This is a genomic window from Tsukamurella sp. USMM236 (genome assembly GCF_037148755.1).
Classification (GTDB): Bacteria; Actinomycetota; Actinomycetes; order Mycobacteriales; family Mycobacteriaceae; genus Tsukamurella.
Window position 1 is genome coordinate 1,042,428 of the sequence record NZ_JBBCSS010000001.1, and the last position, 21,843, is coordinate 1,064,270.

The window sequence follows — 21,843 nt, forward strand, 5'->3', positions numbered from 1 at the left end:
GACGATTCTACTTACCGCCCGGTGAACACCGTGAGATCGGCGAACAGGTCCAGCAGGGGCTGTGGGAAGACGCCCAGCGCGACCACGGCCACCACGCCGAGCGCGATCGCGAAACCGGTGAGCGGATCCACCCGGGGAACGTCGGGCGCGAACTCGTCGGCGGGCGCGAAGTACATCGTCATCAGGACCCGGATGTAGAAGACCGCGGCCAGCGCGCTGGCGAGCACGCCGACCACGACCAGCCATCCTCCGCCGCGCTGTGCGGCCGCCGTGAACACCGCGAACTTGCCCGCGAAACCGCCGGTCAGGGGGATTCCGGCGAAGGAGAGCAGGAACAGGGCCATGGCACCCGCGAGGAGCGGGCGGGTCCGGCCCAGCCCGGCCCACCGGTCCAGGTCGGCCACCTCCGCGGTCGTGCCGTCGGCCCGCGTCTCGCGGACGGCGGCGGCCACCGCGAACCCGCCGACCGTGCTGAGCCCGTACACCGCGAGGTAGAAGCAGACCGCGCCCGTGCCGCGGACCGTCCCCGCGAAGACGCCGATGAGCAGGAAGCCCGTGTGCGCGATCGCCGAATAGGCGAGCAGGCGCTTGACGTCCGACTGCGTGACCGCGATGACCGAACCCACGACGACGGTGACCACGGCGACCGCCGCGATCACCGGACGCCACGGCACGTCCCGGAAGGCGACCAGGGTGAGCCGCACGATCACGCCGAACGCCGCGATCTTCGTCGCCGCCGCCATGAACGCGGTCACGGGCGTCGGCGCGCCCTGGTAGACGTCGGGCACCCACGAGTGGAAGGGCACGGCGCCGGCCTTGAACAGCAGGCCCACGCCGATCAGCGCGGCTCCGAGGGTGCCGAACACCGCGTCCTGCGGGACCGCCGCGATCGACGTGGAGCCCGTCGCCGCGAAGCGCAGGGCGATGCCGAACAGGAGGATCGCCGAGCTGAACGCGCCCAGCAGGAAGTACTTCAGCGCCGCCTCGAGCGGCAGCAGCCCGCGCCGTTTCGCCAACGCGCACAGCAGGTACAGCGGCAGCGAGAAGACCTCGAGCGCGACGAACAGCGTCAGCCAGTCCTGCGCCGAGACGAAGGCCAGCATGCCGCCCAACGCGAACAGCGTCAGCGGCACCGCCTCGGTGTGCGTCAGCGAGTCGTAGCGCGCCACCATCAGCGCGAGCGCCGGGAGCGTCGAGAGCAGGAGCAGCCCCTGCAGCGCGAGGGAGAGGCCGTCGTCCGCGACCGCGCCCGCCAGTACCGCGCGCGGGCGTTCGCCGGTGTCCGCGAGCACCGCCACCGCGATCAGCGCAGCCAGCACGGCGCCCCCGCCGAGCACCGCGTGCACCCGGGCGCGGAGCGCCGCGGGCGCGAACGACTCGACCACCACGCCGACGATCGCGGCCACGAAGACGATGAGCGCCGGCGCGATCTGCGCGTACTCGATCGACGGGTTCATCGGGCGACCTCCGCGACCGTGGGCGAGACCGACGGGTTGATCGCGTCCAGCGCGGGAGCGGGGAAGAAGCCCAGCACGAACAGGGCGACGACCATCGGCACGAGCACGAGCAGTTCGCGCGGCCGTGCGTCGTCGACGGTGCGCTCCACCTCCTCCGGCACGGGGCCCGTGAACATGCGCTGGTAGGTCCACAGCACGTACATCGCCGACAGCACCAGCGCGACCACCGCGACGATCGCGGCGACCGCCCACCGCGGGTAGGTGCCGACCACCACCAGGAGCTCGGAGACGAAGGGGCCGAGGCCCGGCAGCGAGAGGGTCGCCAGGCCCGCGATGAGGAAGATCGCGCCCAGCTTCGGCGCCCGCGACCAGGCGCCGCCGAAGTCGCCGATCCGGCGGCTCCCACGGCGTGCGACCAGGACCCCGGCGGTGAGGAACAGCGCCGCCGTCGCGACGCCGTGGTTGACCATGTAGAGCACCGAACCGGCCTGCGAGTCGCCGGTGCGCGCGAAGACGCCGAGGATGATGAAGCCGAAGTGGCTGATCGACGTGTACGCGATGAGCGACATCACGTCGGACTGCCCGATCGCGAGGATCGCGCCGTAGACGATGCCGATCACCGCGAGCGCCGCGACCCACGGCGCGAAGCGGGCCGCCGCGTCGGGGAACAGCGTCAGGCAGTAGCGCAGCATCGCGAAGGTGCCCACCTTGTCGACGATCGCCATCATCAGCACGGCCGTCGGCGGATTCGTCTTCACCGCCGCGCCCGGCAGCCAGGTGTGCAGCGGCCACAGCGGCGCCTTCACCGCGAAGGCGAACAGGAATCCCAGGAACATCAGGTCCTGCGCGATGCCGGGGCCGGGCCGCGCACCGTCGAGCAGGGCGCGCAGGTCGAAGGTGCCGGACGCGGCGTACAGCCCGACGACCGCGGCCAGCATCACGAGCCCGCCGGCGAGGTTGTAGAGCAGGAACTTCACGGCCGCGTGGGTGCGGACCGCCGAATCGCTTCCCGTGCCGCCGAACCCGGCCAGGAGGAAGTACAGCGGGATCAGCATGGCCTCGAAGACCAGGTAGAACAGCAGCACGTCGGTGGTGACGAAGCTGACGAGCACCATCGCCTCGACCGCGAGCGTGAGCGCGACGTAGGTGCCGGCGCGTTCGCTCTCCGGCGCGGTCTCGCGCCAGGCGGCGAGCAGCAGGACAGGTAGCAGGGCGGCGGTGAGCAGAACCAGCACCAGCCCGGTGCCGTCGAGCCCGAGGCGGTAGCCCGCGCCGAAGGACGGTATCCAGGACTGCGATTCGACGAACTGGAAGCCGCCCGCTGGGTCGAAGGCGAACGCCAGACCGATGCCGATCAGCAGCGCTACGAGCGCGGCCGCCAGCCCGATCCACCGCGCGGCGCGGGGCACGGCCGCGGCGGCGACGGCACCGACCGCGGGCGCCGCCCACAGCAGCGTCAGCCACGGCCCGCTCATGAGAGCCACACCGCCGCGGCGCCGATGAGCACCGCCGTCCCGGCCAGCATGGCCAGCGCGTAGCTGCGCGCGTACCCGGTCTGCGAGCGCCGCAGCAGGAGCGAGCCGAGGTGCACTCCGGCGGGGATCGCGTCGACCGCACCGTCGATGCCCTTGCGCTCGGCCACGAGCAGCGCCTCCGTGGCGGCCTGTCCGGGGCGCATGAAGACGGCCTCGTTGAGGGCGTCGCCGTACAGGTCCTGCCGGGCCGCGCGGGTCAGGGCGCTCACCGCCGACGGTGCCTGCACGGGCACCGTCCGCGTTAGGCGGAGCGCCACCGCGACGCCGATCGCGACGGCACCGAGGACCAGCAGCGTGACCGCCCAGGCGGGGATCGCGTGGTGCGCCTCGGGCGCGGATCCGACGGCGGGGGCGAGGAAGTCGGACAGCGTGCCCCCGATCACCAGGAGCGCGCCCGCGCCGACGCTGCCCAGCGCCAGCACGACCATGGGCGCCGTCATCACCCGCGGCGACTCGTGCGGATGCGTGCCCTCGCGCCAGCGGCGCGCGCCGAAGAAGGTCAGCACCATCACCCTCGTCATGTAGAAGCCCGTGATCCCCGCGCCGAGGATCGCGGCGCCGCCCAGCACGGCGCCCTGGAATCCGCCGCGGCCCAGCGCGGCCTCGATGATCCCGTCCTTGGTGAAGAAGCCCGACAGCGGCGGGACGCCGATGATCGCGAGGTAGCCAAGGCCGAAGGTGACCGCGGTGACCGGCATGACCTTCGCCAGGCCGCCGTACCGGCGCATGTCCGTCTCATCGTTCATCCCGTGCATCACCGAGCCCGCGCCCAGGAACAGGCCGGCCTTGAAGCAGCCGTGCGCCAACAGGTGCGCGATCGCCAGGGCGTAACCCGCGGGACCGAGCCCGGCGGCGAGCACCATGTAGCCGATCTGGCTCATGGTCGACGCTGCGAGGGCCTTCTTGATGTCGTCCTTCGCGCAGCCGATCACGGCGCCGAAGAGCAGCGTCACCGCGCCGACGGCGAGCACGACGCCCTGCGCCACCGGTGCCGCCTCGAAGACGGGGCCGGTGCGCACGATCAGGTAGACGCCCGCGGTGACCATCGTCGCGGCGTGGATGAGGGCGGAGACGGGGGTGGGGCCCTCCATCGCGTCGCCGAGCCAGCTCTGCAGCGGTACCTGCGCCGATTTGGCGCAGGCCGCCAGCAGGAGCAGCAGTCCGAGCCAGGTGAGCACGCCCTCGCCGGCGTCATCGGCGCGGGGGAGGAACTCACCGAAGGTGGTGGTGCCGAAGGTCATGAGGGTGACCGCGACCGCGAGCGCGAGGCCCATGTCGCCGACGCGGTTGACGATGAAGGCCTTCCGCGCAGCGGTCGCGGCTGAGGGCTTGTGCTGCCAGAAGCCGATGAGCAGGTAGGACGCGAGACCCACGCCCTCCCAGCCGAGGTAGAGCACCACGAGGTCGTCCGCGAGGACCAGCACCAGCATCGCGCCGAGGAACAGGTTGAGGTAGCCGAAGAACCGTCGCCGGCCCGGATCGGCCTCCATGTAGCCGATCGAGTAGACGTGGATCAGCGTGCCGACGCCCGTGATCAGCAGCGCGAAGCACACCGACAGCTGGTCCAGCCGGAAGGCCAGGTCCACCGAGAGGTCGCCGCCCGAGAACCAGTGGTAGAGAACGGTGCCCACCGATCTGTCCGCGCCGTCCCGGGCCAGGAGCAGGCCGAAGGCGACGGCCGAGACCACGAAGGACAGCGCCGCGACCGCGGTGCCGAACAGGTGCCCCCAGGCGTTCGTCCGGCGCCCGCCGAGCAGCAGCACCGCCGCTCCGGCGAGGGGGATCAGCGGCAGAGCCGCGATGAGTACGGTCACCGGTCACCGCCTCAGCAGGTGCGGCTCGTCGACGGACACGGACTTGCGGACCCGGAAGATCGCGATGATGATCGCCAGGCCCACCACCACCTCAGCGGCTGCCACCACCATGGTGAAGAAGGCGAGGACCTGTCCGTGCGGCACGGCGTGCATGCGGCCCGCGGTGACGAGCGCGAGGTTCGCGGCGTTGAGCATCAGCTCCACGCACATGAAGACCACGATGGCGTTGCGGCGCAGCAGCACCCCGGCGGAGCCGATCGCGAACAGCAGCGCGGCGAGGTACAGGTAGAGGTGCGGGTTCACGGCGTCACCTCCTCGTCGCGGAGCGCGTGCGGAACGTCGTCGTCGAGCGACGGGGAGCGGTCGGGGAGCGCCCGCCGCTCGCCCGGCACGCGCGGTGTCAGCGTGTGGTTCACGGAGTCGAGCGCGGGCGACCCGTCGGGCAGCCGACCGGGCAGGTCGACGGCGTTGCCCAGCGCGTACACGCCGGGGTTGGGCAGCGGCGTGGCGCGGCGGCCCTCGCGGAACCGGCGGATCGACTGCTCGCGCTGGCTGAGCGCGGTGGCGAGCTTCTCCCGGTGGGCGAGGATCATCGCGCCCAGCGTGGCGGTGATCAGCAGCGCGGCGGTGAGCTCGAAGGCCCACAGGTAGCGGACGAAGACGGTGTCGGCCAGGGCCTCCACGGAGTTCGGCGGGTACTCGCCCGATCCTGCTCCCCGCGCGGGCCCGGCGCCGAAGTCCCGGAGCGAGGCCCGGGCCACGAGGCCGATGAGCAGCATTCCGAAGGCGAGACCCGCGACGGCGGCGCCGATCCGGTGCCCGCGCAGGGTCTCGACGAGGGAGTCGGAGGAGTCGACGCCCACCAGCATGACCACGAAGAGGAAGAGCATCATCACGGCGCCGGTGTAGACCACGATCTGCACGACGCCGAGGAAGGTCGCGCCCTGGGAGATGTAGAGGATCGCGAGGAGGATCATGGTGGCGGCGAGGCAGAGCGCCGAGTAGACGGCCTTGGAGGCCAGCACGACGCCCAGGGCGAAGACCACGGCGGGCACCGCGACGATCCAGAACGCCCACTCCTCCCCGGTCATTCGTCCACCGCCCCCTTGTAGTAGTCGGTGGCGGTGAGGCCCTCGCGCATCGCGTGCGGCGGCGGCACCTCACCCTCGTGCAGCGGGGCGAGCAGATCGTCCTTGTCGTAGATCAGCGCGCCGCGATCGCGGTCGGCCATCTCGTAGTCGTTCGTCATGGTGAGCGCGCGCGTCGGGCAGGCCTCCACGCACAGGCCGCAGCCGATGCACCGCAGGTAGTTGATCTGATAGGTCCGGCCGTAGCGCTCGCCGGGGGAGTACCGCTCCTCCTCGGTGTTGTCGGCGCCCTCCACGTAGATCGCGTCCGCGGGGCAGCTCCACGCGCACAGCTCGCAGCCGATGCACTTCTCCAGCCCGTCGGCGTACCGGTTCAGTTGGTGCCGCCCGTGATACCGGCCGGCGGTGGGCGAGGGCTCCTCCGGGTAGTTCTCCGTGACCGGCTTGGTGAACATGGTCCGTAGGGTCACGCCGAATCCGGCGAGGCCGAGGGGATCAGCCATGGGACGCCTCCTTCGCTTCGGCCTCGCGCGGCAGGGCACGTCGGGCGGGCTCGGACAGGTACTGGCCCGGCATGGGCGGCACGGGGAAGCCGCCGGCCATCGGATCGAAGGGCAGCGAGAAGGTCTCGGGATCGGGGCCGGGCTCGGGGGCCTTCTGCCGACGGTGCCGCGCCACCAGGACGGCGAGCACCGCGAGGGTGAAGAGCAGCGAGACGACGGGCGCCAGCACCGTCGCCGAGTGCCCGGCGAGGGCCCACGCCTGCACCGCGCCGGCGACCAGCACCCAGGCCAGCGCGGTCGGGATCAGCAGCTGCCAGCCGAACCGCATGAACTGGTCGTAGCGCAGCCGCGGCAGCGTGGTGCGCAGCCAGATGAAGGCGAACAGGAAACACCACACCTTGCCCACGAACCAGATCACCGGCCACCAGCCGGAATTCGCGCCCTCCCACATGTTCAGCGGCCACGGCGCGTGCCAGCCGCCGAGGAACAGGGTGGTGGCGAGCGCCGAGACCGTGGTCATGTTCACGTACTCCGCGAGCATGAACATCGCGAACTTCAGCGAGCTGTACTCGGTGTGGAAGCCGCCCACCAGCTCGCCCTCGGCCTCGGGAAGGTCGAAGGGCGCGCGGTTCGTCTCGCCGACCATCGAGACCACGTACACGACGAACGAGGGCAGCAGCAGGAAGACGTACCAGGTGCCCTCCTGCCGCGCGACGATGCCCGACGTGGCCATCGTGCCCGCGTACAGGAAGACGGCGGCGAAGCTCAGGCCCATCGCGACCTCGTAGCTGATCACCTGGGCCGTGGAACGCAGGCCGCCGAGCAACGGGTACGTGGAGCCGGAGGACCAGCCGGCCAGCACGATGCCGTACACGCCGATGCTGGTGATCGCGAGGACGTACAGCACCGCGACGGGAAGATCGGTGAGCTGCAGCGGCGTCCACGTCCCGAACACCGACACCTGCGGCCCGAACGGGATCACGGCGAAGGCCATGAACGCTGGGATGGTGGCGATGATCGGCGCCAGCAGGTACACGGGCTTGTCGACGCCCGCGGGCGTGATCCCCTCCTTGAGCGCCAGCTTGATGCCGTCCGCGAGGGACTGCAGGATGCCGAAGGGCCCCACCCTGTTCGGCCCGTACCGGTGCTGCATCCGAGCCATCACCTTGCGCTCGATGAGGATCGCGGCGAGCACCGTCACGACCAGGAAGGCGAAGACCGCGACGGCCTTGATCAGGATCAACCACCACGGGTCCCGGCCGAACGCGGAGAGGTCGACGGGGTCGTGCGGTCCGAGGGCGAGCATCATCGGGCCACCCCGATCCCGACCACGGCGCCCCAGCCGACCCCCAGCGTCTCGCCGACGGTGCTGCCGGGCGAGTTCCGGGGCACCCACACCACGCCGTCGGGCATGTCGGTCACCTGGAGCGGCAGGGTGATCGTGCCGCGGTCGGTCGAGATCGACACGTCGGCGCCGTCCGCGGCGAGGATCCCGGTCGCGGTGGCCGCCGACATCCGCGCGACGGGCCGCCGCGCCGTCGCCGCGAGATCGGGCTCGCCGTCCTGTCCGCGACCCAGGTCGAGCAGCTGTCGCCACGTCGCGAGCAGGGCCTCGCCGTCGCCCGGGACGGCGACGGTGCCGGGGCGCCCGGCGACGGGGCGGCGCGGCGGCCGGACCGAGCCCAGCGTGCGGAGCGCGGCGGCGGCACCGTCTGCGTCGGTGAAGCCGAGGTCGGCGCGCATCGACTGCGCGAGGACGGCGAGGACCCGCGCGTCCGCGAGGGCGCCGGGCGAGGGGAGCGCCGCGGCGAAGGAGCGGTCGCGGCCCTCCCAGTTGCGGAAGGTGCCCGCGCGCTGCGTCACGGTGGCGACGGGGAGCACCACGTCGGCGCGGGCGGTGACCTCGGACTCCCGCTGCTCGAGGCTCACCACGAAGGCGGCGTCGAGGGCGCGGCGCGCGGCGTCGGGGTCGGGCAGATCGCCGATGTCGACCGCGCCGCACACCAGGGCGGGCAGGTCGCCGGACGCGGCGGCGGCGAGGATTCCGGCGGTGTCGCGGCCGGGGCCGTCGGGAAGGGGGACGCCCCACAGCGCCTCGACCTCCATGCGGTGGGCGTAGTTCGCGGTGAGGCGGCCGCCGGGCAGCATCCCGGCCAGCGCCCCCGCCGCGATCGCGCCGGGCTCGCCCGCGCGGCGCGGGATCCACGCCAGCCGGGCACCGGCGGTGCCCGCGAGCGCCGCCGCCGCGGCGAGCGCTTCGGGGGTCTCGGCCAGTCGCTCGCCGACGAGGATCACCGCTCCGGGCACGGAGAGCTGCTGCGCCAGCGCGGGGTCGGCGAGGGCGGTGGACTCGGCGCCGGGGGCGCACGCGAGGAGGGTGCCGTCGAGGCGACCCAGGCCGCGGGAGGCGAACGGGGCGATCGACAGCACCCGGGTGCCGCCGGCGCGCACCGACTTCCGCAGCCGCAGGTGCACGATGGGCGACTCCTCCTCGGGCTCGAAGCCCGCGAGCAGCACGACCGGCGCCGCCTCGAGATCGGCGTAGGTCACCCCGCCCACCACGCCGGAGGCCAGGAACGCCGCCTCCTCCGCGCTGTGCGGCCGGACCCGGAAGTCGATGTCGTTGGTGCGCAGCGCGATGCGCGCGAAGGCCGAATAGGCGTAGAGATCCTCGACGGTGCCGCGCCCGCCGGCGAGCACGCCAGCGCCCCGGCCGGTCAGCCCCTCTGCGGCGGCGGCGATCGCCTCCGGCCACGAGGCGGGGACGAGGGTGCCGTCGGCCCCGCGGACCAGCGGCGTGGTCAGGCGATCCGGCGCCGCGGCGTAGGCGAAGGCCCAGCGACCCTTGTCGCAGCTCCACTCCTCGTTGACCGCGGGATCGTCGCCGGCGAGGCGGCGCAGCACCTCCCCGCGGCGGTGGTCCACCCGCAGGCCGCAGCCGCTCGCGCAGTGCTCACACGCCGACGGGGTGGAGGTCAGGTCGAAGGGGCGCGCCCGGAACCGGTACGAGGTGTTGGTGAGCGCGCCGACGGGGCAGATCTGCACCGTGTTGCCGGAGAAGTAGGAGTCGAGCGGCTGGTCGCCCGCGACGCCCACCTGTTGCAGCGCACCGCGATCCATAAGCTCGATGAAGTCGTCGCCGGCGATCTCGTCGGAGAAGCGGGTGCACCGGGCGCACAGCACGCAGCGCTCGCGGTCGAGCACGATCTCCGCCGAGAGCGGGATGGGCTTGGGGTACGTGCGCTTGTCGGCGGCCGGGAAGCGCGACGTGGCGCGGCCGGCGGACATGGCCTGGTTCTGCAGCGGGCACTCGCCGCCCTTGTCGCACACCGGGCAGTCCAACGGGTGGTTCACGAGCAGCAGCTCCATCACGCTGCGCTGCGCGCCGGCAGCGGCGGCGGAGGTGGCCTGCGTGCGCACGATCATGCCGTCGGTCACCGTCGTGGTGCACGAGGCCAGCGGCTTGCGCTGGCCCTCCACGTCCACGAGGCACTGTCGGCACGCGCCCGCGGGGGCGAGCAGCGGGTGATCGCAGAACCGGGGGATGGCGATGCCGAGGTCCTCGGCGGCACGGATCACGAGAGTGCCCGGCGGGACCTCGATCTCGATGCCGTCGATGGTGGCCTTCACGGGCTCCGGGGCGGTCATCGGGCACCTCCCGGGACCGGGGCCTCGCGCATCGAGGCCGCGGGGTCGAAGGGGCAGCCGCCCTCGGCGACGTGCCGTTCGTACTCCTCGCGGAAGTACTGCAGCGAGCTCTGGATGGGGCTGGCGGCACCGTCGCCCAGCGCGCAGAAGGCCTTGCCGAGTACGCCGTCGGCCACCTCAGCGAGCGTGTCCAGGTCCTCCGCGCGTCCCTCGCCCTCCTCCAGCCGGCGCAGGAGCCGCACCAGCCAGTACGTGCCCTCGCGGCACGGGGTGCACTTGCCGCACGACTCGTGCGCGTAGAACTCGAGCCAGCGCAGCACCGCCCGGACGACGCAGACGGTGTCGTCGAAGATCTGGAGGGCCTTGGTGCCCAGCATCGATCCGGCGCCGGCCACGCCCTCGTAGTCGAGCGGCACGTCGAGGTGCTCCGCCGTGAGCAGCGGCGTCGACGATCCGCCGGGCGTCCAGAACTTCAGCTCGTGCCCGGGCCGCACACCGCCGGCGAGCTCCAGCATCTCGCGCAGCGTGACCCCGAGCGCCGCCTCGTACTGCCCGGGCCGCACCACGTGGCCCGAGACCGAGTACAGCGTGAACCCGGGCGACTTCTCGCTGCCCATGGTGCGGAACCACTCGGCGCCGCGGGCGAGGATCGCGGGCACGCTGGCGATCGACTCCACGTTGTTCACGCACGTCGGCGAGGCGTAGAGGCCCGCGATGGCGGGGAACGGCGGCCGCAACCTGGGCTGCCCGCGACGGCCCTCCAACGAGTCCAGCAGCGCCGTCTCCTCGCCACAGATGTACGCGCCCGCGCCACCGTGGACGACGAGGTCCAGGCTGAATCCGCTGGGGCCCATCGGCTTGCCGAGGTAGCCCGCTGCGTACGCCTCGGCGACGGCGGCGCGCAGCCGTCGCTGCACGCCCAGCACCTCGCCGCGGACGTAGATGAACGCCTGGCGTGCTCGGATCGCGTACGAGGCGATGATGACGCCCTCGATCAGCGTGTGCGGCGTGGCGAACATCAGCGGCATGTCCTTGCAGGTGCCGGGCTCGGATTCGTCGGCGTTCACCACGAGGTAGTGCGGCTTGTCGGCGCCGGGCTTGGGGGCCTCGCCGTCGCGCAGCTGGGGGATGAAGCTCCACTTCAGGCCCGTCGGGAAGCCGGCGCCGCCGCGGCCCCGCAGGCCCGCGTCCTTCACCAGCCCGATCACGTCGTCGGGCGCCATCGCGAGCGCGCGGTCGAGACCCTCGTACCCGCCCGCCGCACGGTAGGAGGCGAGGGTCCAGGGCTCGGGGTCGCCCCAGCGGGCGGAGAGCACGGGGGTGAGGTGCGCGGTCATGACTCCGCCTCCCGCACGGCCTGCAGGCCGGCCATCGTCGGGGCACCGCCGGCACCGGAGGCGGACACGGCGCCCGGCCGGACGTCGTCGAAACCGGCCAGCAGGCGGGCGGTCTCGCGGAAGGAGACGAGCGGTGCGCCCCGCGTCGGCGACGGCGGCCGGCCGGAGCGCAGCGCGTCGACGAGGTCGCGGGCGCTCGCCACCGTCTGGTCGTCGAAGAACTCCCAGTTGACCATGACGACGGGGGCGTAGTCGCACGCCGCGTTGCACTCGATCCGCTCGACGGTGACCCGCCCGTCGGCCGTGGTGCCGCCGGGGGCGATCCCGAGGTGATCGCACAGGGAGGAGAGGATCGCGTCGCCGCCGAGGACCGCGCACAAGGTGGTGGTGCAGACGCCGACCAGGTACTCGCCGGTGGGTCCGCGCCGGTACATCGAGTAGAAGGTGGCGACGGAGACCACCTCGGCCGCGGTGAGGTCCAGTGCGCCCGCGCAGAATTCGATGCCGGCGGGGGTGATGTAGCCGTCCTCGGACTGCACCAGATGGAGCAGGGGCAGCAGCGCGGACCGCTTCTCGGGGTACCGGGCGATGAGCTGTGCGGCGTCGGCGGCGAGGCGCTCCGCGACGGCCGCGGGGTACGCGGTGGGCGCACCGGGCCGGTACAGCTGCACCTTCTCCTGCGCCCGCGCGCCGAACTCGAGGAAGACGGGCTCGCTCATCGGTCCACCCCTCCCATCACCGGGTCGATGCTGGCCACGGCCGCGATGACGTCGGAGACCATGCCGCCCTCGCACATCGCCGCCACCGCCTGCAGATTCGTGAACGACGGATCGCGGAAGTGGACGCGGTACGGGCGGGTGCCGCCGTCGCTCACGGCGTGCACCAGGAGCTCGCCCCGCGGCGCCTCGACGGAGACGGCCACCTGTCCGGCGGGGACCGCGAAGCCCTCGGTCACCAGCTTGAAGTGGTGGATCAGCGACTCCATGGACTCGCCCATGATCTCCGCGATGTGCGTACGCGAGTTGCCGAGACCGTCGGGGCCGACCTTCAGGTCCGCCGGCCAGCCGAGGCGGGCGTCCTCGACCATCACCGGCCCGGGCGTCAGCTTTTCGAGGCACTGCTCGACGATGCGCAGCGACTGCGTCATCTCCAGCACCCGGATCAGGTAGCGGCCGTAGCAGTCGCACCCGCTGTCGGTGATCACGTCGAACTCGTAGTCCTCGTAGCCGCAATACGGTTCGCTGCGGCGCAGGTCGTGCGGCAGGCCCGTCGACCGCAGTACCGGGCCCGTGATGCCCAGCGCCATGCAGCCGGTGAGGTCGAGGTAGCCGATGTTCTTGGTGCGCGCGATCCAGATCGGGTTCTCGGTGAGCATCGACGCCATGGACGCCAGCTGCGGCGGCAGTGTCCGCAGCAGCTCGCGGATCTGCGGGATCGCCTCGTCCGGCAGGTCGGCCGCGACGCCGCCGGGACGGATGTAGGCGTGGTTCATCCGCAGTCCGGTGATGGTCTCGAAGACGTCCAGGATCTGCTCGCGGATCTCGAAGCCGCGCAGCATGGGGGAGACCGCGCCCAGTTCCATGCCGCCCGTGGCAAGCGCCACGAGGTGACTCGTGACGCGGTTGAGCTCCATGAGGAGCACGCGGATGACCGTCGCGCGCTCGGGGATCTCCTCGGTGATGCCGAGCAGCTTCTCCACGGCCAGGCAGTAGGCGGTCTCGTTGAACAGCGGTGCCAGGTAGTCCATCCGGGTGACGAAGGTGGTGCCCTGCGTCCAGGTGCGGAACTCGAGGTTCTTCTCGATGCCGGTGTGCAGGAAGCCGATCCCGCACCGTGCCTCCGTCACCGTCTCGCCGTCGAGCTCGAGGATCAGGCGCAGCACCCCGTGCGTCGACGGGTGCTGCGGGCCCATGTTCACCACGATCCGCTCCTGGCCGATCGCCTCGGCGGCGATGTCGTCCCAGTCGGAGCCCATGGCGGTGAACTCGGTGTAGTCGGTGGTCACGAGTACGACCTCCGGGTGTCGGGCGCGGAGACCTCGGCGCCGTGGAACTCGACGCCGATCCCGCCCAGCGGGTAGTCCTTGCGCTGGGGGTGACCCTCCCAGTCGTCCGGCATCTCGATCCGGGTGAGCGAGGGGTGCCCGTCGAAGACGATGCCGAAGAAGTCGTAGGTCTCCCGCTCGTGCCAATCCGTCGTCGGGTAGACGGGGAACAGTGACGGGATGTGCGGATCGGCGTCGGGGCAGGAGGTTTCGAGGCGCAGCCGGCGCCCGTGCGTGATCGACTGCAGGTGCGTGACCGCGCGCAGCTCCGCGCCGGCGTCCTCGGGGAAGTGCACGCCCGAGGTGCCCAGACACATCTCGAACCGCAGCGCGGGCTCGTCGCGCAGCAGTCGCGCCACCGCCACCACGTGCTCGCGCGGCACCCGCACGGTGACCTCGCCGCGGAACACGACCACCGCGCGGAGGGCCTCCTCGAAGGACGCACCGTCGGACCGATCCAGCGCCGACCGCAGGACCGCGACGACCCCGTCGTAACCCGCGGGCAGGGGCTCCTCGCCCGGCCCGGGCATCGCGACCGGGCGGCTGATCCGCCCGTAGCCGGAAGTGTCTCCCGTGCCGCCGCTGAACATGCCGGTGCGCGTGCGCACGACGTCGGGCTGCTGCGGCGCAGCGGGTTCGACGGTGCCGGATTCGTCGGTCCGGCCGGGCTGGGGCAGTTCGGGGGAGTCGGTCATCGCAGCAGGCCCTTGAACTCGATGGTGGGGCGCGAGGCGAGCGCGGCCTCCTCCGCGGCGCGGCGCGCCGCCTCGCGGTTCACGCCCATCGGCGTCTCCGCGACCTTCTCGTGCAGGGCCAGCAGGGCGTTGAGCAGCATCTCCGGGCGCGGCGGGCAACCGGGGAGGTAGATGTCCACGGGCACCACGTGGTCGACGCCCTGCACCACGGCGTAGTTGTTGAACATGCCGCCCGAGCTGGCGCAGACCCCCATGGCGAGGACCCATTTCGGCTCCGCCATCTGGTCGTACACCTGCCGCAGCACCGGCGCCATCTTCTGGCTGACCCGGCCCGCGACGATCATCAGGTCGGCCTGCCGGGGCGAGGCGCGGAAGGCCTCCATACCGAACCGGGCGATGTCGAAGCGGGGACCGGTGGTGGCCATCATCTCGATGGCGCAGCAGGCCAGGCCGAACGTGGCCGGCCACAGCGATCCCTTCCGCGCGTAGCCCGCCACCCCCTCGAGCGTCGTCAGTAGGAACCCGCCGGGAACCTTGTCTTCTAATCCCAACTCAGTCCCCCTCGACGCCACTCGTAGACATAGGCGACCGTGACGTTCACCAGGAACAGCGCCATCGCGAGCAGGCCGTACGTGCCCAGCACGTCGAAGTGCACCGCCCACGGATAGAGGAAGACGATCTCGATGTCGAAGATGATGAACAACATCGCCGTCAAGTAGAACTTCACCGGGAACCGGCCGCCCCCCGATGCCGGCGTGGGCGACGGGTCGATGCCGCACTCATAGGCCTCGAGCTTCGCTCGATTGATCCGGCGCGGCCCGACGAACCGGGCGACACCCACGGAGAACACCGCGAAGGCGGCCGCGATCGCCCCGAGTACCAGGATGGGCACGTACAGGTTCACGGCGGTGCTCCCTTCGCGGCGTATGCGAAATCCCAGTCAGCAGAACCGGTTAGGTTCCCCTGAGTGAAGTTGTGAGCTACATCACGACTATATGTCCAACGTTTGATCGGGGTGGGCTTTTGGGGCGAGCGTGTCTGTTTCTCAGAGCGTCGCGGTGGCGAGCAGCTGCCCGGCGGCGCCCGCCAACTCGAACGGGTCCAGCGGATGGCTCACCCAGTCGTCGGCCTGGGACCACCGTGCCAACCAGCCGTCGGCGCGGCGGGCTGTGATGACCAGCAGGGGCGGGCACGGCTCGATCTCGTCGCGCACCTGCCGGGCCAGGCCCAGCCCGCCCGCGGGGGCGGCTTCACCGTCGAGCACGACCAGGGCGACCCCACCCTCGTCGAGCCGGGCGATGACGGCGGGCGCGGTCGCGACCTCGAGGACGGTGATCGGGGGTCTGTCCGGGGCCGGGCGGGAGCCCAGGGCGGCGGTGATCTCCGCGCGGTGCCGCGCGTTGGAGCTGTAGACGAGGACGAGCGGGGCTGCGCCGGTCATGGTCCCCACACTAGGGACGCCGGTCGGGTTACGAAGCGGATTGCGGGTAGTGCCGCGCCGCGACGTCCGGGTGCGCCCGCAGGCGGCTCTTCCAGGCGTTCGCGCCGTAGGTGTCGAAGATCGGATTGTCCGGGTCGACGGTGACGCCCGTCCGCAGGTCCGCGGGGAGTGGCAGATGCGGCATCCGCGCCGTGACGGAGGGGTTGAAGAAGTAGGGCACCGAGATCCGGTCGTCGCCGGTGTTCCGGTTCAGCACCCGGTGCTCGGTGGCGTGCAGGTAGCCGTCGGTGCCCACCTCCAGCATCTCGCCGAGGTTGACGATGAAGGCGCCGGGCAGCGGCGGCACGTCCACCCACTCGGCCGCGCCGGGCGGCAGCACCTGCAGGCCCTGCGACGCGGGGTCCACGAGCAGGAGCGTCAGCACGCCCGAGTCCTTGTGGGCGCCCACACCCTGCTCGGAATCCGTCCCCGCGGGGTAGCGGACGATCTTGATCAGCGTCGCCGGGTGGTCGGCGAAGGCCTCGTCGAAGACGTGCGGATCGGCGCCGAGCGATCGGGCCCACGCCCGCAGCAGCGCGAGCGAGATCCGCGACAGGTCCGCGTCCCACCGCTCCATCACCGCGCGCAGCGCAGGCAGGGACGCCGGCCACTGGTTCGAGCCGAGCAGGTTCCGGTAGTCGGGCCCCGGGCCCGACGGTGCCGCATCCTCCCGACCCAGGTCGATCTGCTCACGCCAGTCGACCTCGCCGCGGGTGAACTCCCCGCCCAGGCGGGTGTAGCCGCGGAAGTGCGGCGAGTTCGTCATCGCGATCGCGTCCTTCTCGACCTGGGGCAGCGCGAAGAAGGCGCGGGCGACGCCGAGCACCTCGTCGATGCGTTCCGGCGGCAGGCCGTGGCCCGTCAGGTAGAAGAAGCCGACGTCGTGCGCGGCGGCGCGGACGGCACCGTCGAACTGCGCGGGGTCGGTGTCGAGGAGGGCGAGGTCGAGCACCGGGACGGACATGACCGCAGGGTAGCGCCGTCGGCTCCAGGTATGAGCGGATCCGATCAGTGTGATCGGGACTTCGTGCGCGCCGGGCTTCGTGTCGCGGGTGCCGGGCACTAGGCTGGCTCCTGAGTTGCCCCCGAGCTCGGCCAGTGCATAAGGAGAGACCGTGTCCGAAATCATCCAGGTAGGCGCCCGCGAGATCCTCGACTCCCGTGGTAACCCCACGGTGGAGGTGGAGATCGTTCTGGCCGATGGCAGCTTCGCTCGCGCGGCGGTGCCCTCGGGTGCGTCGACCGGTGAGCACGAGGCCGTGGAGCTGCGCGACGGTGGCGAGCGGTACGGCGGCAAGGGCGTCACGAAGGCCGTCGAGGGTGTGCTGGATGTCATCGCGCCCGAGGTGATCGGCATCCCCGCCGATGAGCAGCGGATCATCGACCAGACCCTGCTGGATCTGGACGGCACCCCGGACAAGAGCCGCCTGGGTGCGAACGCCCTGCTGGGTGTGTCGCTGGCGGCGTCGAAGGCCGCCGCCGAGTCTGCGGCGCTGCCGCTGTTCCGGTACTTGGGTGGCCCGAACGCGCACATCCTGCCGGTGCCGATGATGAACATCCTCAACGGCGGCGCGCATGCGGACAGTGGTGTGGATGTGCAGGAGTTCATGGTCGCGCCGATCGGTGCGGAGACCTTTAAGGAGTCGCTGCGCTGGGGTACCGAGGTGTACCACTCGCTCAAGTCGGTGCTCAAGAGCAAGGGGCTGAACACCGGCCTGGGCGATGAGGGTGGTTTCGCCCCGTCGGTCGCCGGCACCCGGGAGGCGCTGGAGCTGATCTCGGAGGCCGTCGCCAAGACGGGCCTTAAGCTCGGCTCCGATGTGGCGCTCGCGCTCGATGTGGCGGCCACCGAGTTCTACAGCCCGGAGGGCTACAAGTTCGAGGGCAAGGTGCTCACCGCGGCGCAGATGGGTGAGTTCTACGCCAAGCTGATCGGTGAGTTCCCGCTGGTCTCGATCGAGGATCCGCTGTCGGAGGACGACTGGGAGGGCTGGGTCGACCTGACCGACGCGATCGGCGACAAGATCCAGCTCGTCGGCGACGACCTGTTTGTCACCAACCCGGAGCGGCTCGAGGATGGCATCGCCCGGGGCGCCGCGAACGCGCTGTTGGTGAAGGTCAATCAGATCGGCACGCTGACGGAGACGCTGGATGCGGTGGCGTTGGCGCACAACAACGGCTACAAGAGCATGATGAGCCACCGCTCGGGCGAGACGGAGGACACCACCATCGCCGACCTGGCGGTCGCGGTGGGGTCGGGGCAGATCAAGACCGGTGCCCCGGCCCGCAGTGAGCGGGTCGCGAAGTACAACCAGCTGCTGCGCATCGAGGAGGAACTGGGCGACGCCGCACGGTACGCCGGCGACACCGCCTTCCCCCGCTTCGAGTTCACCAGCTAGTCCCCGCAGTACATCGAGAGTCGAAGGAGCACAGCCGAAGTGAGCAGTAGGTCCCGCCTCGTGCGCAGCCCGTCGGGCGGCGATGCCCGTGCGGACGGACGGAGCGCGGGGCGGACCGTCGTGCTGTTCCTCGTGCTGTGCGTCCTCGCCCTCACCCTCGCCGTGCCGGTCCGGACGTACATGTCCGAGCAGGCACGCGAGGAGAAGGTGGCGGCCGAGCACGCCCAGTTGCTCGCCGACATCGCGCGGCTCGAGGAGCAGAAGCGCCTGCAGGACGATCCGGAGTACGTCAAGGCGCAGGCCCGGATCCGGCTGCAGTACGTGATGCCCGGTGAGACGCCCTACCGCGTACAGGTGCCCGGCGCGCCGAAGCCGACGCCCGAGCAGGTGGAGGCCGAGCAGGCGAAGCAGAACCCCTGGTACACCAATGTCTGGCGCACGATCGCGGTGCCGCACTGATGAGTGACGCAGTAGCTCAGGAGGATCTGGACCGGGTCGCCGCGCAGCTGGGCCGGGAGCCCCGTGGCGTGCTCGCCATCGCCTACCGCACCCCGGACGGCGAGCCCGCGGTGGTCAAGACCGCGCCGCGGCTGCCCGACGGTACGCCCTTCCCCACGCTCTACTACCTCACGGACCCGCGGCTCACCGCCGAGGCCAGCCGGCAGGAGAGCGCGGGGGTCATGCGCGAGATGGAGGCGCTGCTCGCCTCCGACGAGGCCATCGCCGAGAACTACCGCGCGGCGCACCGGCATTACCTCGAATCCCGCAACGCCCTGGAGGATCTGGGCACCGACTTCACCGGCGGCGGCATGCCGGACCGGGTGAAGTGCCTGCACGTGCTCATCGCCTACGCGCTCGCCGAGGGCCCCGGGGTCGTCCGGCTGGGCGACGAGGCCGTAGCCCTCGCCGCGGCAGCGGGCCTGCGGGGGAGTGCGATCCCGGCCGACTGGCCGGAGCCCCGGTTCCCTTGGGGCGGTGAGTGAATCCCCTGATCGTCGCGGCGATCGACTGCGGTACCAACAGTATCCGCCTGTACGTCGCGCGCGCCTCCGACGCGGGACTGGTGGAGCTGCACCGCGACATGCGGATCGTCCGGCTCGGTCAGGGCGTGGACGCCACGGGCGAGTTCGCCGCCGAGGCACTCGAGCGCGTCCGGGTGGCGCTCGACGACTACGTCTCCACGGCACTGGAACTGGGCGCGACCCGGGTTCGCATGGTCGCCACCTCCGCCGCCCGCGACGTGTCCAACCGTGATGCGTTCCTCGACCTCACCGGCGCCGCGCTGGGCCGGATCACGCCGGGTGCGCGCGCCGAGGTGATCGCCGGCACCGAGGAGGCGGAGCTGTCCTACCGCGGCGCCACCGCCGGGCTGTCGGCCGACGACCCGGCCCTCGTGGTCGACCTCGGCGGAGGCTCGACGGAGCTCGTCGTCGGCTCCGGAGGCGCCGTCGCGCGCGCCTATTCGGCCGACATCGGCTGTGTGCGGATCACCGAGCGTGCGCTGCACGCGGACCCGCCGACCGCCGCCGAGGTGGCGGAGGCGACCTTCCACATCGACGCCGCCCTCGACGAGGCCACCGCCGCTGTGCCGCTGGACGGCGTCCGCACCTGGATCGGCGTGGCCGGGACCTTCACGACGTTGGCCGCGCTGGCACACGGCCTCACCGAGTACGACCCCGTACTGATCCACGGCTCGCGGGTGCCGCTGGGCGATCTCGTCGCGCTGTGCCGCCGGCTGGTCGCGATGACCTCGGCGGAGCGCCTGGCGCTGGGCCCGATGCACCCCGGTCGCGCGGACGTGATCGGCGGCGGCGCGCTGGTGGCGATGCGGCTGGCCGAGCGGCTGGCCGCCATCGGCGTGACCGAGCTCACCGTTTCCGAGCACGACATCCTCGACGGCGTGGCCATGGGGCTCGCCGAACCCGGGAATTAACGCACTGTTGACGAACTCACAGCCTTTCGGCAGCGCACGAAGCGGTTTCGCAGCCTAACGTCTTCGTCAGACGGCGAAAGGAAGTCGATGATGACGAAGGCAACCGAATGCGTGATCGTGGTGCTGGACGGCACCGACGCAACGGCACGACTGGTCGCTGAGCTCTCCGCGGCAGGGAACCGGGTGACCGCGGTGGGCACCAACTTCCGCGATGTGGTCTCCGTGCTCTCCGGTGACGTCTACGCGCTCGTGGCGGACCTCGCCGATCCGGAGCAGTGGTCGACGGCCGTCGACCGCGCCGAGGCGCGCCACGGCGTCGTTGACACCGTGCTCGACCCGGCCGGCCGGCTGGCCGCCTCCGCCGCCTGACCCGCACCGTCGTACCCCTGGAATAGGGGAGGATATCCGGGCTTTCACGGAGGCGGGCGCCGGTCGAACCGTCATAGCTTTGCCGCATGACGACGACGATCCCGTCGGTGCCGCGGATCGAGGCGCTCGACGCCCTGCGCGGCTTCGCGCTCGGGGGCATCTTCGCGGTGAACATCGCGATCATGGCGAACCCGGCGGGATTCGCGGAGGGCCCGGTGCGGTCCTTCGAGGAGATCTTCCTGCACAACCGCTTCTACGTGCTGTTCTCCTTCCTGTTCGGGTACTCGCTGACTCTGCAGTTCCGCTCCGCGGAGCGCGACGGTGCGAACGCCAGGGCTCGCACCGTGCGTCGCCTGCTCGCGCTCCTCGCGATCGGGCTGTTGCACACTGTTTTCCTGTTCACGGGCGACGTCCTCTTCGGCTACGGCCTGATCGGCCTGGCACTGCTCGCGTTGCAAGGGCTGGGGCCGCGGTCGGCGCTCCGGCTCGCCGGTGTCCTGTACGGAGCGTGCCTCCTCCTGTTCGTGGCGCTCACCGTCGCGCGGATCACCCAGTCCCCGGCAGATGCCGCGCAGACGGCGACCGACAACGCCGCGGCCCTCGACGCCGTCCGCGCGGGCTGGGGCGAGGCCGTCGCCTATCGGTGGAGCGACTGGGTCGGCCGCTTGGGGCCGACGGTCGCGTTCGGGATCCTCAACGTGCTGCCGCTGTTCCTCGTCGGCCTCGCCGCCGGAAAGGTGCGCCTGTTCGAGGACCCGGCCCGCTACCTCCAGCACCTGCCGCGGGTGCAGGCGATCGGATTCGGACTCGGCCTACCGCTCTCGATCCTCCCGGTGCTGCTGCACATCCCGCACACCGAGGCTCTCGGCTACGTCTCCGGACCCCTGCTCGCCGCCGCGTACGCCGCCACCTTCCTGCGGATCATCCACGCCCGCCCGGTGGTGTCCGAGATCTTCGCGCCGGCGGGCCGGATCAGCGCCACGGTGTACCTCTCGCAGTCGCTGATCGCGGCCCTCGCCTTCACGGGCTACGGGTTCGCGCAGGCCGGAAGGTGGTCCGACGGTGCGGTGCTCGCCTTCGCCGCGGCCGTCTTCGTCCTGCAGCTCGTCGTCGCGCGCTGGTACACCGGGCGGTTCCGGTACGGCCCCGTCGAATGGGTGCTGCGGGTGGCGACGTACGGCGGCACCGCCCGGATGCGGGAGCACGCCCGCGCGACGGTCAGTGGGCCAGCTTGAGCCCGACGACACCGCCGACGATCGCCATGATGCAGACGACCTTGACCAGCGATGCGGTCTCCTCGCCGGTCGCCATTGCGTAGACCACGGTGAGCGTGGCGCCGATGCCGACCCAGACCGCGTAGGCGGTACCGGTGGGCAGATCGCGCATGGCGTAGGCCAGGCCGGCCATGCTGGCGACGAGCGCGACGCCGAACACGATCGACGGGGTGAGCTTGGAGAAGCCCTCGGACTTGCCGAGTGCGGTGGCCCAGATGGCCTCGAGAACGCCGGAAACGATCAGAACGATCCATGCCATGATGCGAA

At 71.6% G+C, this 21,843-nt stretch carries 23 protein-coding genes; 6 read left to right on the forward strand and 17 right to left on the reverse strand.

What is annotated here, in order from left to right; all coding sequences use genetic code 11:
- Window positions 1–11 precede the first annotated feature (11 nt).
- The 16 genes from nuoN to WFK95_RS05255 form a co-directional block, all read right to left on the reverse strand.
- The gene (nuoN, locus tag WFK95_RS05180) at window positions 12–1,457 is read right to left on the reverse strand and encodes an NADH-quinone oxidoreductase subunit NuoN (protein WP_336670061.1); all 1,446 of its coding nucleotides are present in this window, start codon (window positions 1,455–1,457) and stop codon (window positions 12–14) included.
- Window positions 1,454–2,932, reverse strand: a complete 1,479-nt coding sequence (locus WFK95_RS05185) for an NADH-quinone oxidoreductase subunit M (RefSeq protein WP_336670062.1) — start codon at window positions 2,930–2,932, stop codon at window positions 1,454–1,456. The genes nuoN and WFK95_RS05185 overlap by 4 nt, the downstream gene beginning before the upstream one ends.
- Complete coding sequence (nuoL, locus tag WFK95_RS05190; RefSeq protein WP_336670063.1) at window positions 2,929–4,806, reverse strand: NADH-quinone oxidoreductase subunit L; 1,878 nt, start codon at window positions 4,804–4,806, stop codon at window positions 2,929–2,931. Before nuoL ends, WFK95_RS05185 begins: the two co-directional genes overlap by 4 nt.
- A 3-nt stretch (window positions 4,807–4,809) precedes the next feature.
- Window positions 4,810–5,109: an NADH-quinone oxidoreductase subunit NuoK gene (gene nuoK, locus WFK95_RS05195; RefSeq protein WP_068741024.1), complete on the reverse strand. Its 300-nt coding sequence runs from the start codon at window positions 5,107–5,109 to the stop codon at window positions 4,810–4,812.
- Complete coding sequence (locus WFK95_RS05200; protein WP_336670064.1) at window positions 5,106–5,897, reverse strand: NADH-quinone oxidoreductase subunit J; 792 nt, start codon at window positions 5,895–5,897, stop codon at window positions 5,106–5,108. The genes nuoK and WFK95_RS05200 overlap by 4 nt, the downstream gene beginning before the upstream one ends.
- Window positions 5,894–6,397: an NADH-quinone oxidoreductase subunit NuoI gene (nuoI, locus tag WFK95_RS05205; RefSeq protein ID WP_224645807.1), complete on the reverse strand. Its 504-nt coding sequence runs from the start codon at window positions 6,395–6,397 to the stop codon at window positions 5,894–5,896. Before nuoI ends, WFK95_RS05200 begins: the two co-directional genes overlap by 4 nt.
- On the reverse strand, window positions 6,390–7,706 hold the full coding sequence (gene nuoH / locus WFK95_RS05210; protein WP_336670065.1) for an NADH-quinone oxidoreductase subunit NuoH: 1,317 nt from the start codon (window positions 7,704–7,706) through the stop codon (window positions 6,390–6,392). Before nuoH ends, nuoI begins: the two co-directional genes overlap by 8 nt.
- The gene (locus tag WFK95_RS05215) at window positions 7,703–10,045 is read right to left on the reverse strand and encodes an NADH-quinone oxidoreductase subunit G (protein ID WP_336670066.1); all 2,343 of its coding nucleotides are present in this window, start codon (window positions 10,043–10,045) and stop codon (window positions 7,703–7,705) included. The genes nuoH and WFK95_RS05215 overlap by 4 nt, the downstream gene beginning before the upstream one ends.
- Entirely contained in the window at window positions 10,042–11,382 is a 1,341-nt protein-coding gene (gene nuoF, locus WFK95_RS05220) for an NADH-quinone oxidoreductase subunit NuoF (protein ID WP_336670067.1), read from the reverse strand. The genes WFK95_RS05215 and nuoF overlap by 4 nt, the downstream gene beginning before the upstream one ends.
- Window positions 11,379–12,101: an NADH-quinone oxidoreductase subunit NuoE gene (gene nuoE, locus WFK95_RS05225; RefSeq protein ID WP_336670068.1), complete on the reverse strand. Its 723-nt coding sequence runs from the start codon at window positions 12,099–12,101 to the stop codon at window positions 11,379–11,381. Before nuoE ends, nuoF begins: the two co-directional genes overlap by 4 nt.
- On the reverse strand, window positions 12,098–13,357 hold the full coding sequence (locus tag WFK95_RS05230) for an NADH-quinone oxidoreductase subunit D (RefSeq protein WP_336670146.1): 1,260 nt from the start codon (window positions 13,355–13,357) through the stop codon (window positions 12,098–12,100). Before WFK95_RS05230 ends, nuoE begins: the two co-directional genes overlap by 4 nt.
- A 26-nt stretch (window positions 13,358–13,383) precedes the next feature.
- The gene (locus WFK95_RS05235) at window positions 13,384–14,121 is read right to left on the reverse strand and encodes an NADH-quinone oxidoreductase subunit C (RefSeq protein ID WP_336670069.1); all 738 of its coding nucleotides are present in this window, start codon (window positions 14,119–14,121) and stop codon (window positions 13,384–13,386) included.
- Window positions 14,118–14,672: a NuoB/complex I 20 kDa subunit family protein gene (locus tag WFK95_RS05240; protein ID WP_336670070.1), complete on the reverse strand. Its 555-nt coding sequence runs from the start codon at window positions 14,670–14,672 to the stop codon at window positions 14,118–14,120. The genes WFK95_RS05235 and WFK95_RS05240 overlap by 4 nt, the downstream gene beginning before the upstream one ends.
- Window positions 14,663–15,025, reverse strand: coding sequence for an NADH-quinone oxidoreductase subunit A (locus WFK95_RS05245; RefSeq protein WP_068524392.1), 363 nt, complete (start codon window positions 15,023–15,025; stop codon window positions 14,663–14,665). Before WFK95_RS05245 ends, WFK95_RS05240 begins: the two co-directional genes overlap by 10 nt.
- A 141-nt stretch (window positions 15,026–15,166) precedes the next feature.
- On the reverse strand, window positions 15,167–15,562 hold the full coding sequence (locus WFK95_RS05250) for a hypothetical protein (RefSeq protein WP_224645814.1): 396 nt from the start codon (window positions 15,560–15,562) through the stop codon (window positions 15,167–15,169).
- 28 nt (window positions 15,563–15,590) lie between these two features.
- Window positions 15,591–16,565 carry an isopenicillin N synthase family dioxygenase gene (locus WFK95_RS05255; RefSeq protein ID WP_336670071.1) on the reverse strand — a complete coding sequence of 325 codons (975 nt, stop codon included), beginning with the start codon at window positions 16,563–16,565 and terminating at the stop codon, window positions 15,591–15,593.
- A 151-nt stretch (window positions 16,566–16,716) separates the two neighbouring features.
- Between WFK95_RS05255 and eno the strand changes: the two genes are divergently transcribed.
- From eno to WFK95_RS05285, 6 genes are all read left to right on the forward strand, one after another.
- Window positions 16,717–18,000, forward strand: coding sequence for a phosphopyruvate hydratase (gene eno, locus WFK95_RS05260; protein ID WP_336670072.1), 1,284 nt, complete (start codon window positions 16,717–16,719; stop codon window positions 17,998–18,000).
- 39 nt (window positions 18,001–18,039) lie between these two features.
- Entirely contained in the window at window positions 18,040–18,459 is a 420-nt protein-coding gene (locus WFK95_RS05265; RefSeq protein ID WP_224645817.1) for an FtsB family cell division protein, read from the forward strand.
- Window positions 18,459–18,983, forward strand: coding sequence for a DUF501 domain-containing protein (locus tag WFK95_RS05270; protein ID WP_224645818.1), 525 nt, complete (start codon window positions 18,459–18,461; stop codon window positions 18,981–18,983). The genes WFK95_RS05265 and WFK95_RS05270 overlap by 1 nt, the downstream gene beginning before the upstream one ends.
- The gene (locus tag WFK95_RS05275) at window positions 18,980–19,933 is read left to right on the forward strand and encodes a Ppx/GppA phosphatase family protein (RefSeq protein WP_336670073.1); all 954 of its coding nucleotides are present in this window, start codon (window positions 18,980–18,982) and stop codon (window positions 19,931–19,933) included. The genes WFK95_RS05270 and WFK95_RS05275 overlap by 4 nt, the downstream gene beginning before the upstream one ends.
- 90 nt (window positions 19,934–20,023) lie before the next feature.
- A complete protein-coding gene (locus WFK95_RS05280; protein WP_336670074.1) occupies window positions 20,024–20,302 on the forward strand; it encodes a hypothetical protein in 279 nt (92 codons plus the stop codon).
- A gap of 86 nt (window positions 20,303–20,388) precedes the next feature.
- Window positions 20,389–21,537, forward strand: coding sequence for a DUF418 domain-containing protein (locus WFK95_RS05285; protein WP_336670075.1), 1,149 nt, complete (start codon window positions 20,389–20,391; stop codon window positions 21,535–21,537).
- Here the strand turns inward: WFK95_RS05285 and WFK95_RS05290 are convergent.
- Complete coding sequence (locus tag WFK95_RS05290; protein ID WP_224645822.1) at window positions 21,521–21,835, reverse strand: DMT family transporter; 315 nt, start codon at window positions 21,833–21,835, stop codon at window positions 21,521–21,523. The genes WFK95_RS05285 and WFK95_RS05290 overlap by 17 nt on opposite strands.
- Between the last annotated feature and the right edge of the window lie 8 nt (window positions 21,836–21,843).

What these genes read in the sequence shown, in the direction of transcription:
- nuoN (WP_336670061.1), bottom strand. Translation starts at nt 1,457, where the DNA reads ATGAACCCGTCGATCGAGTACGCGCAGATCGCGCCGGCGCTCATCGTC.
- WFK95_RS05185 (WP_336670062.1), bottom strand. Translation starts at nt 2,932, where the DNA reads ATGAGCGGGCCGTGGCTGACGCTGCTGTGGGCGGCGCCCGCGGTCGGT.
- WFK95_RS05200 (WP_336670064.1), bottom strand. Translation starts at nt 5,897, where the DNA reads ATGACCGGGGAGGAGTGGGCGTTCTGGATCGTCGCGGTGCCCGCCGTG.
- nuoI (WP_224645807.1), bottom strand. Translation starts at nt 6,397, where the DNA reads ATGGCTGATCCCCTCGGCCTCGCCGGATTCGGCGTGACCCTACGGACC.
- nuoH (WP_336670065.1), bottom strand. Translation starts at nt 7,706, where the DNA reads ATGATGCTCGCCCTCGGACCGCACGACCCCGTCGACCTCTCCGCGTTC.
- WFK95_RS05215 (WP_336670066.1), bottom strand. Translation starts at nt 10,045, where the DNA reads ATGACCGCCCCGGAGCCCGTGAAGGCCACCATCGACGGCATCGAGATC.
- nuoF (WP_336670067.1), bottom strand. Translation starts at nt 11,382, where the DNA reads ATGACCGCGCACCTCACCCCCGTGCTCTCCGCCCGCTGGGGCGACCCC.
- nuoE (WP_336670068.1), bottom strand. Translation starts at nt 12,101, where the DNA reads ATGAGCGAGCCCGTCTTCCTCGAGTTCGGCGCGCGGGCGCAGGAGAAG.
- WFK95_RS05230 (WP_336670146.1), bottom strand. Translation starts at nt 13,357, where the DNA reads ATGGGCTCCGACTGGGACGACATCGCCGCCGAGGCGATCGGCCAGGAG.
- WFK95_RS05235 (WP_336670069.1), bottom strand. Translation starts at nt 14,121, where the DNA reads ATGACCGACTCCCCCGAACTGCCCCAGCCCGGCCGGACCGACGAATCC.
- WFK95_RS05250 (WP_224645814.1), bottom strand. Translation starts at nt 15,562, where the DNA reads ATGACCGGCGCAGCCCCGCTCGTCCTCGTCTACAGCTCCAACGCGCGG.
- WFK95_RS05255 (WP_336670071.1), bottom strand. Translation starts at nt 16,565, where the DNA reads ATGTCCGTCCCGGTGCTCGACCTCGCCCTCCTCGACACCGACCCCGCG.
- WFK95_RS05270 (WP_224645818.1), top strand. Translation starts at nt 18,459, where the DNA reads ATGAGTGACGCAGTAGCTCAGGAGGATCTGGACCGGGTCGCCGCGCAG.
- WFK95_RS05280 (WP_336670074.1), top strand. Translation starts at nt 20,024, where the DNA reads ATGACGAAGGCAACCGAATGCGTGATCGTGGTGCTGGACGGCACCGAC.
- WFK95_RS05285 (WP_336670075.1), top strand. Translation starts at nt 20,389, where the DNA reads ATGACGACGACGATCCCGTCGGTGCCGCGGATCGAGGCGCTCGACGCC.
- WFK95_RS05290 (WP_224645822.1), bottom strand. Translation starts at nt 21,835, where the DNA reads ATGGCATGGATCGTTCTGATCGTTTCCGGCGTTCTCGAGGCCATCTGG.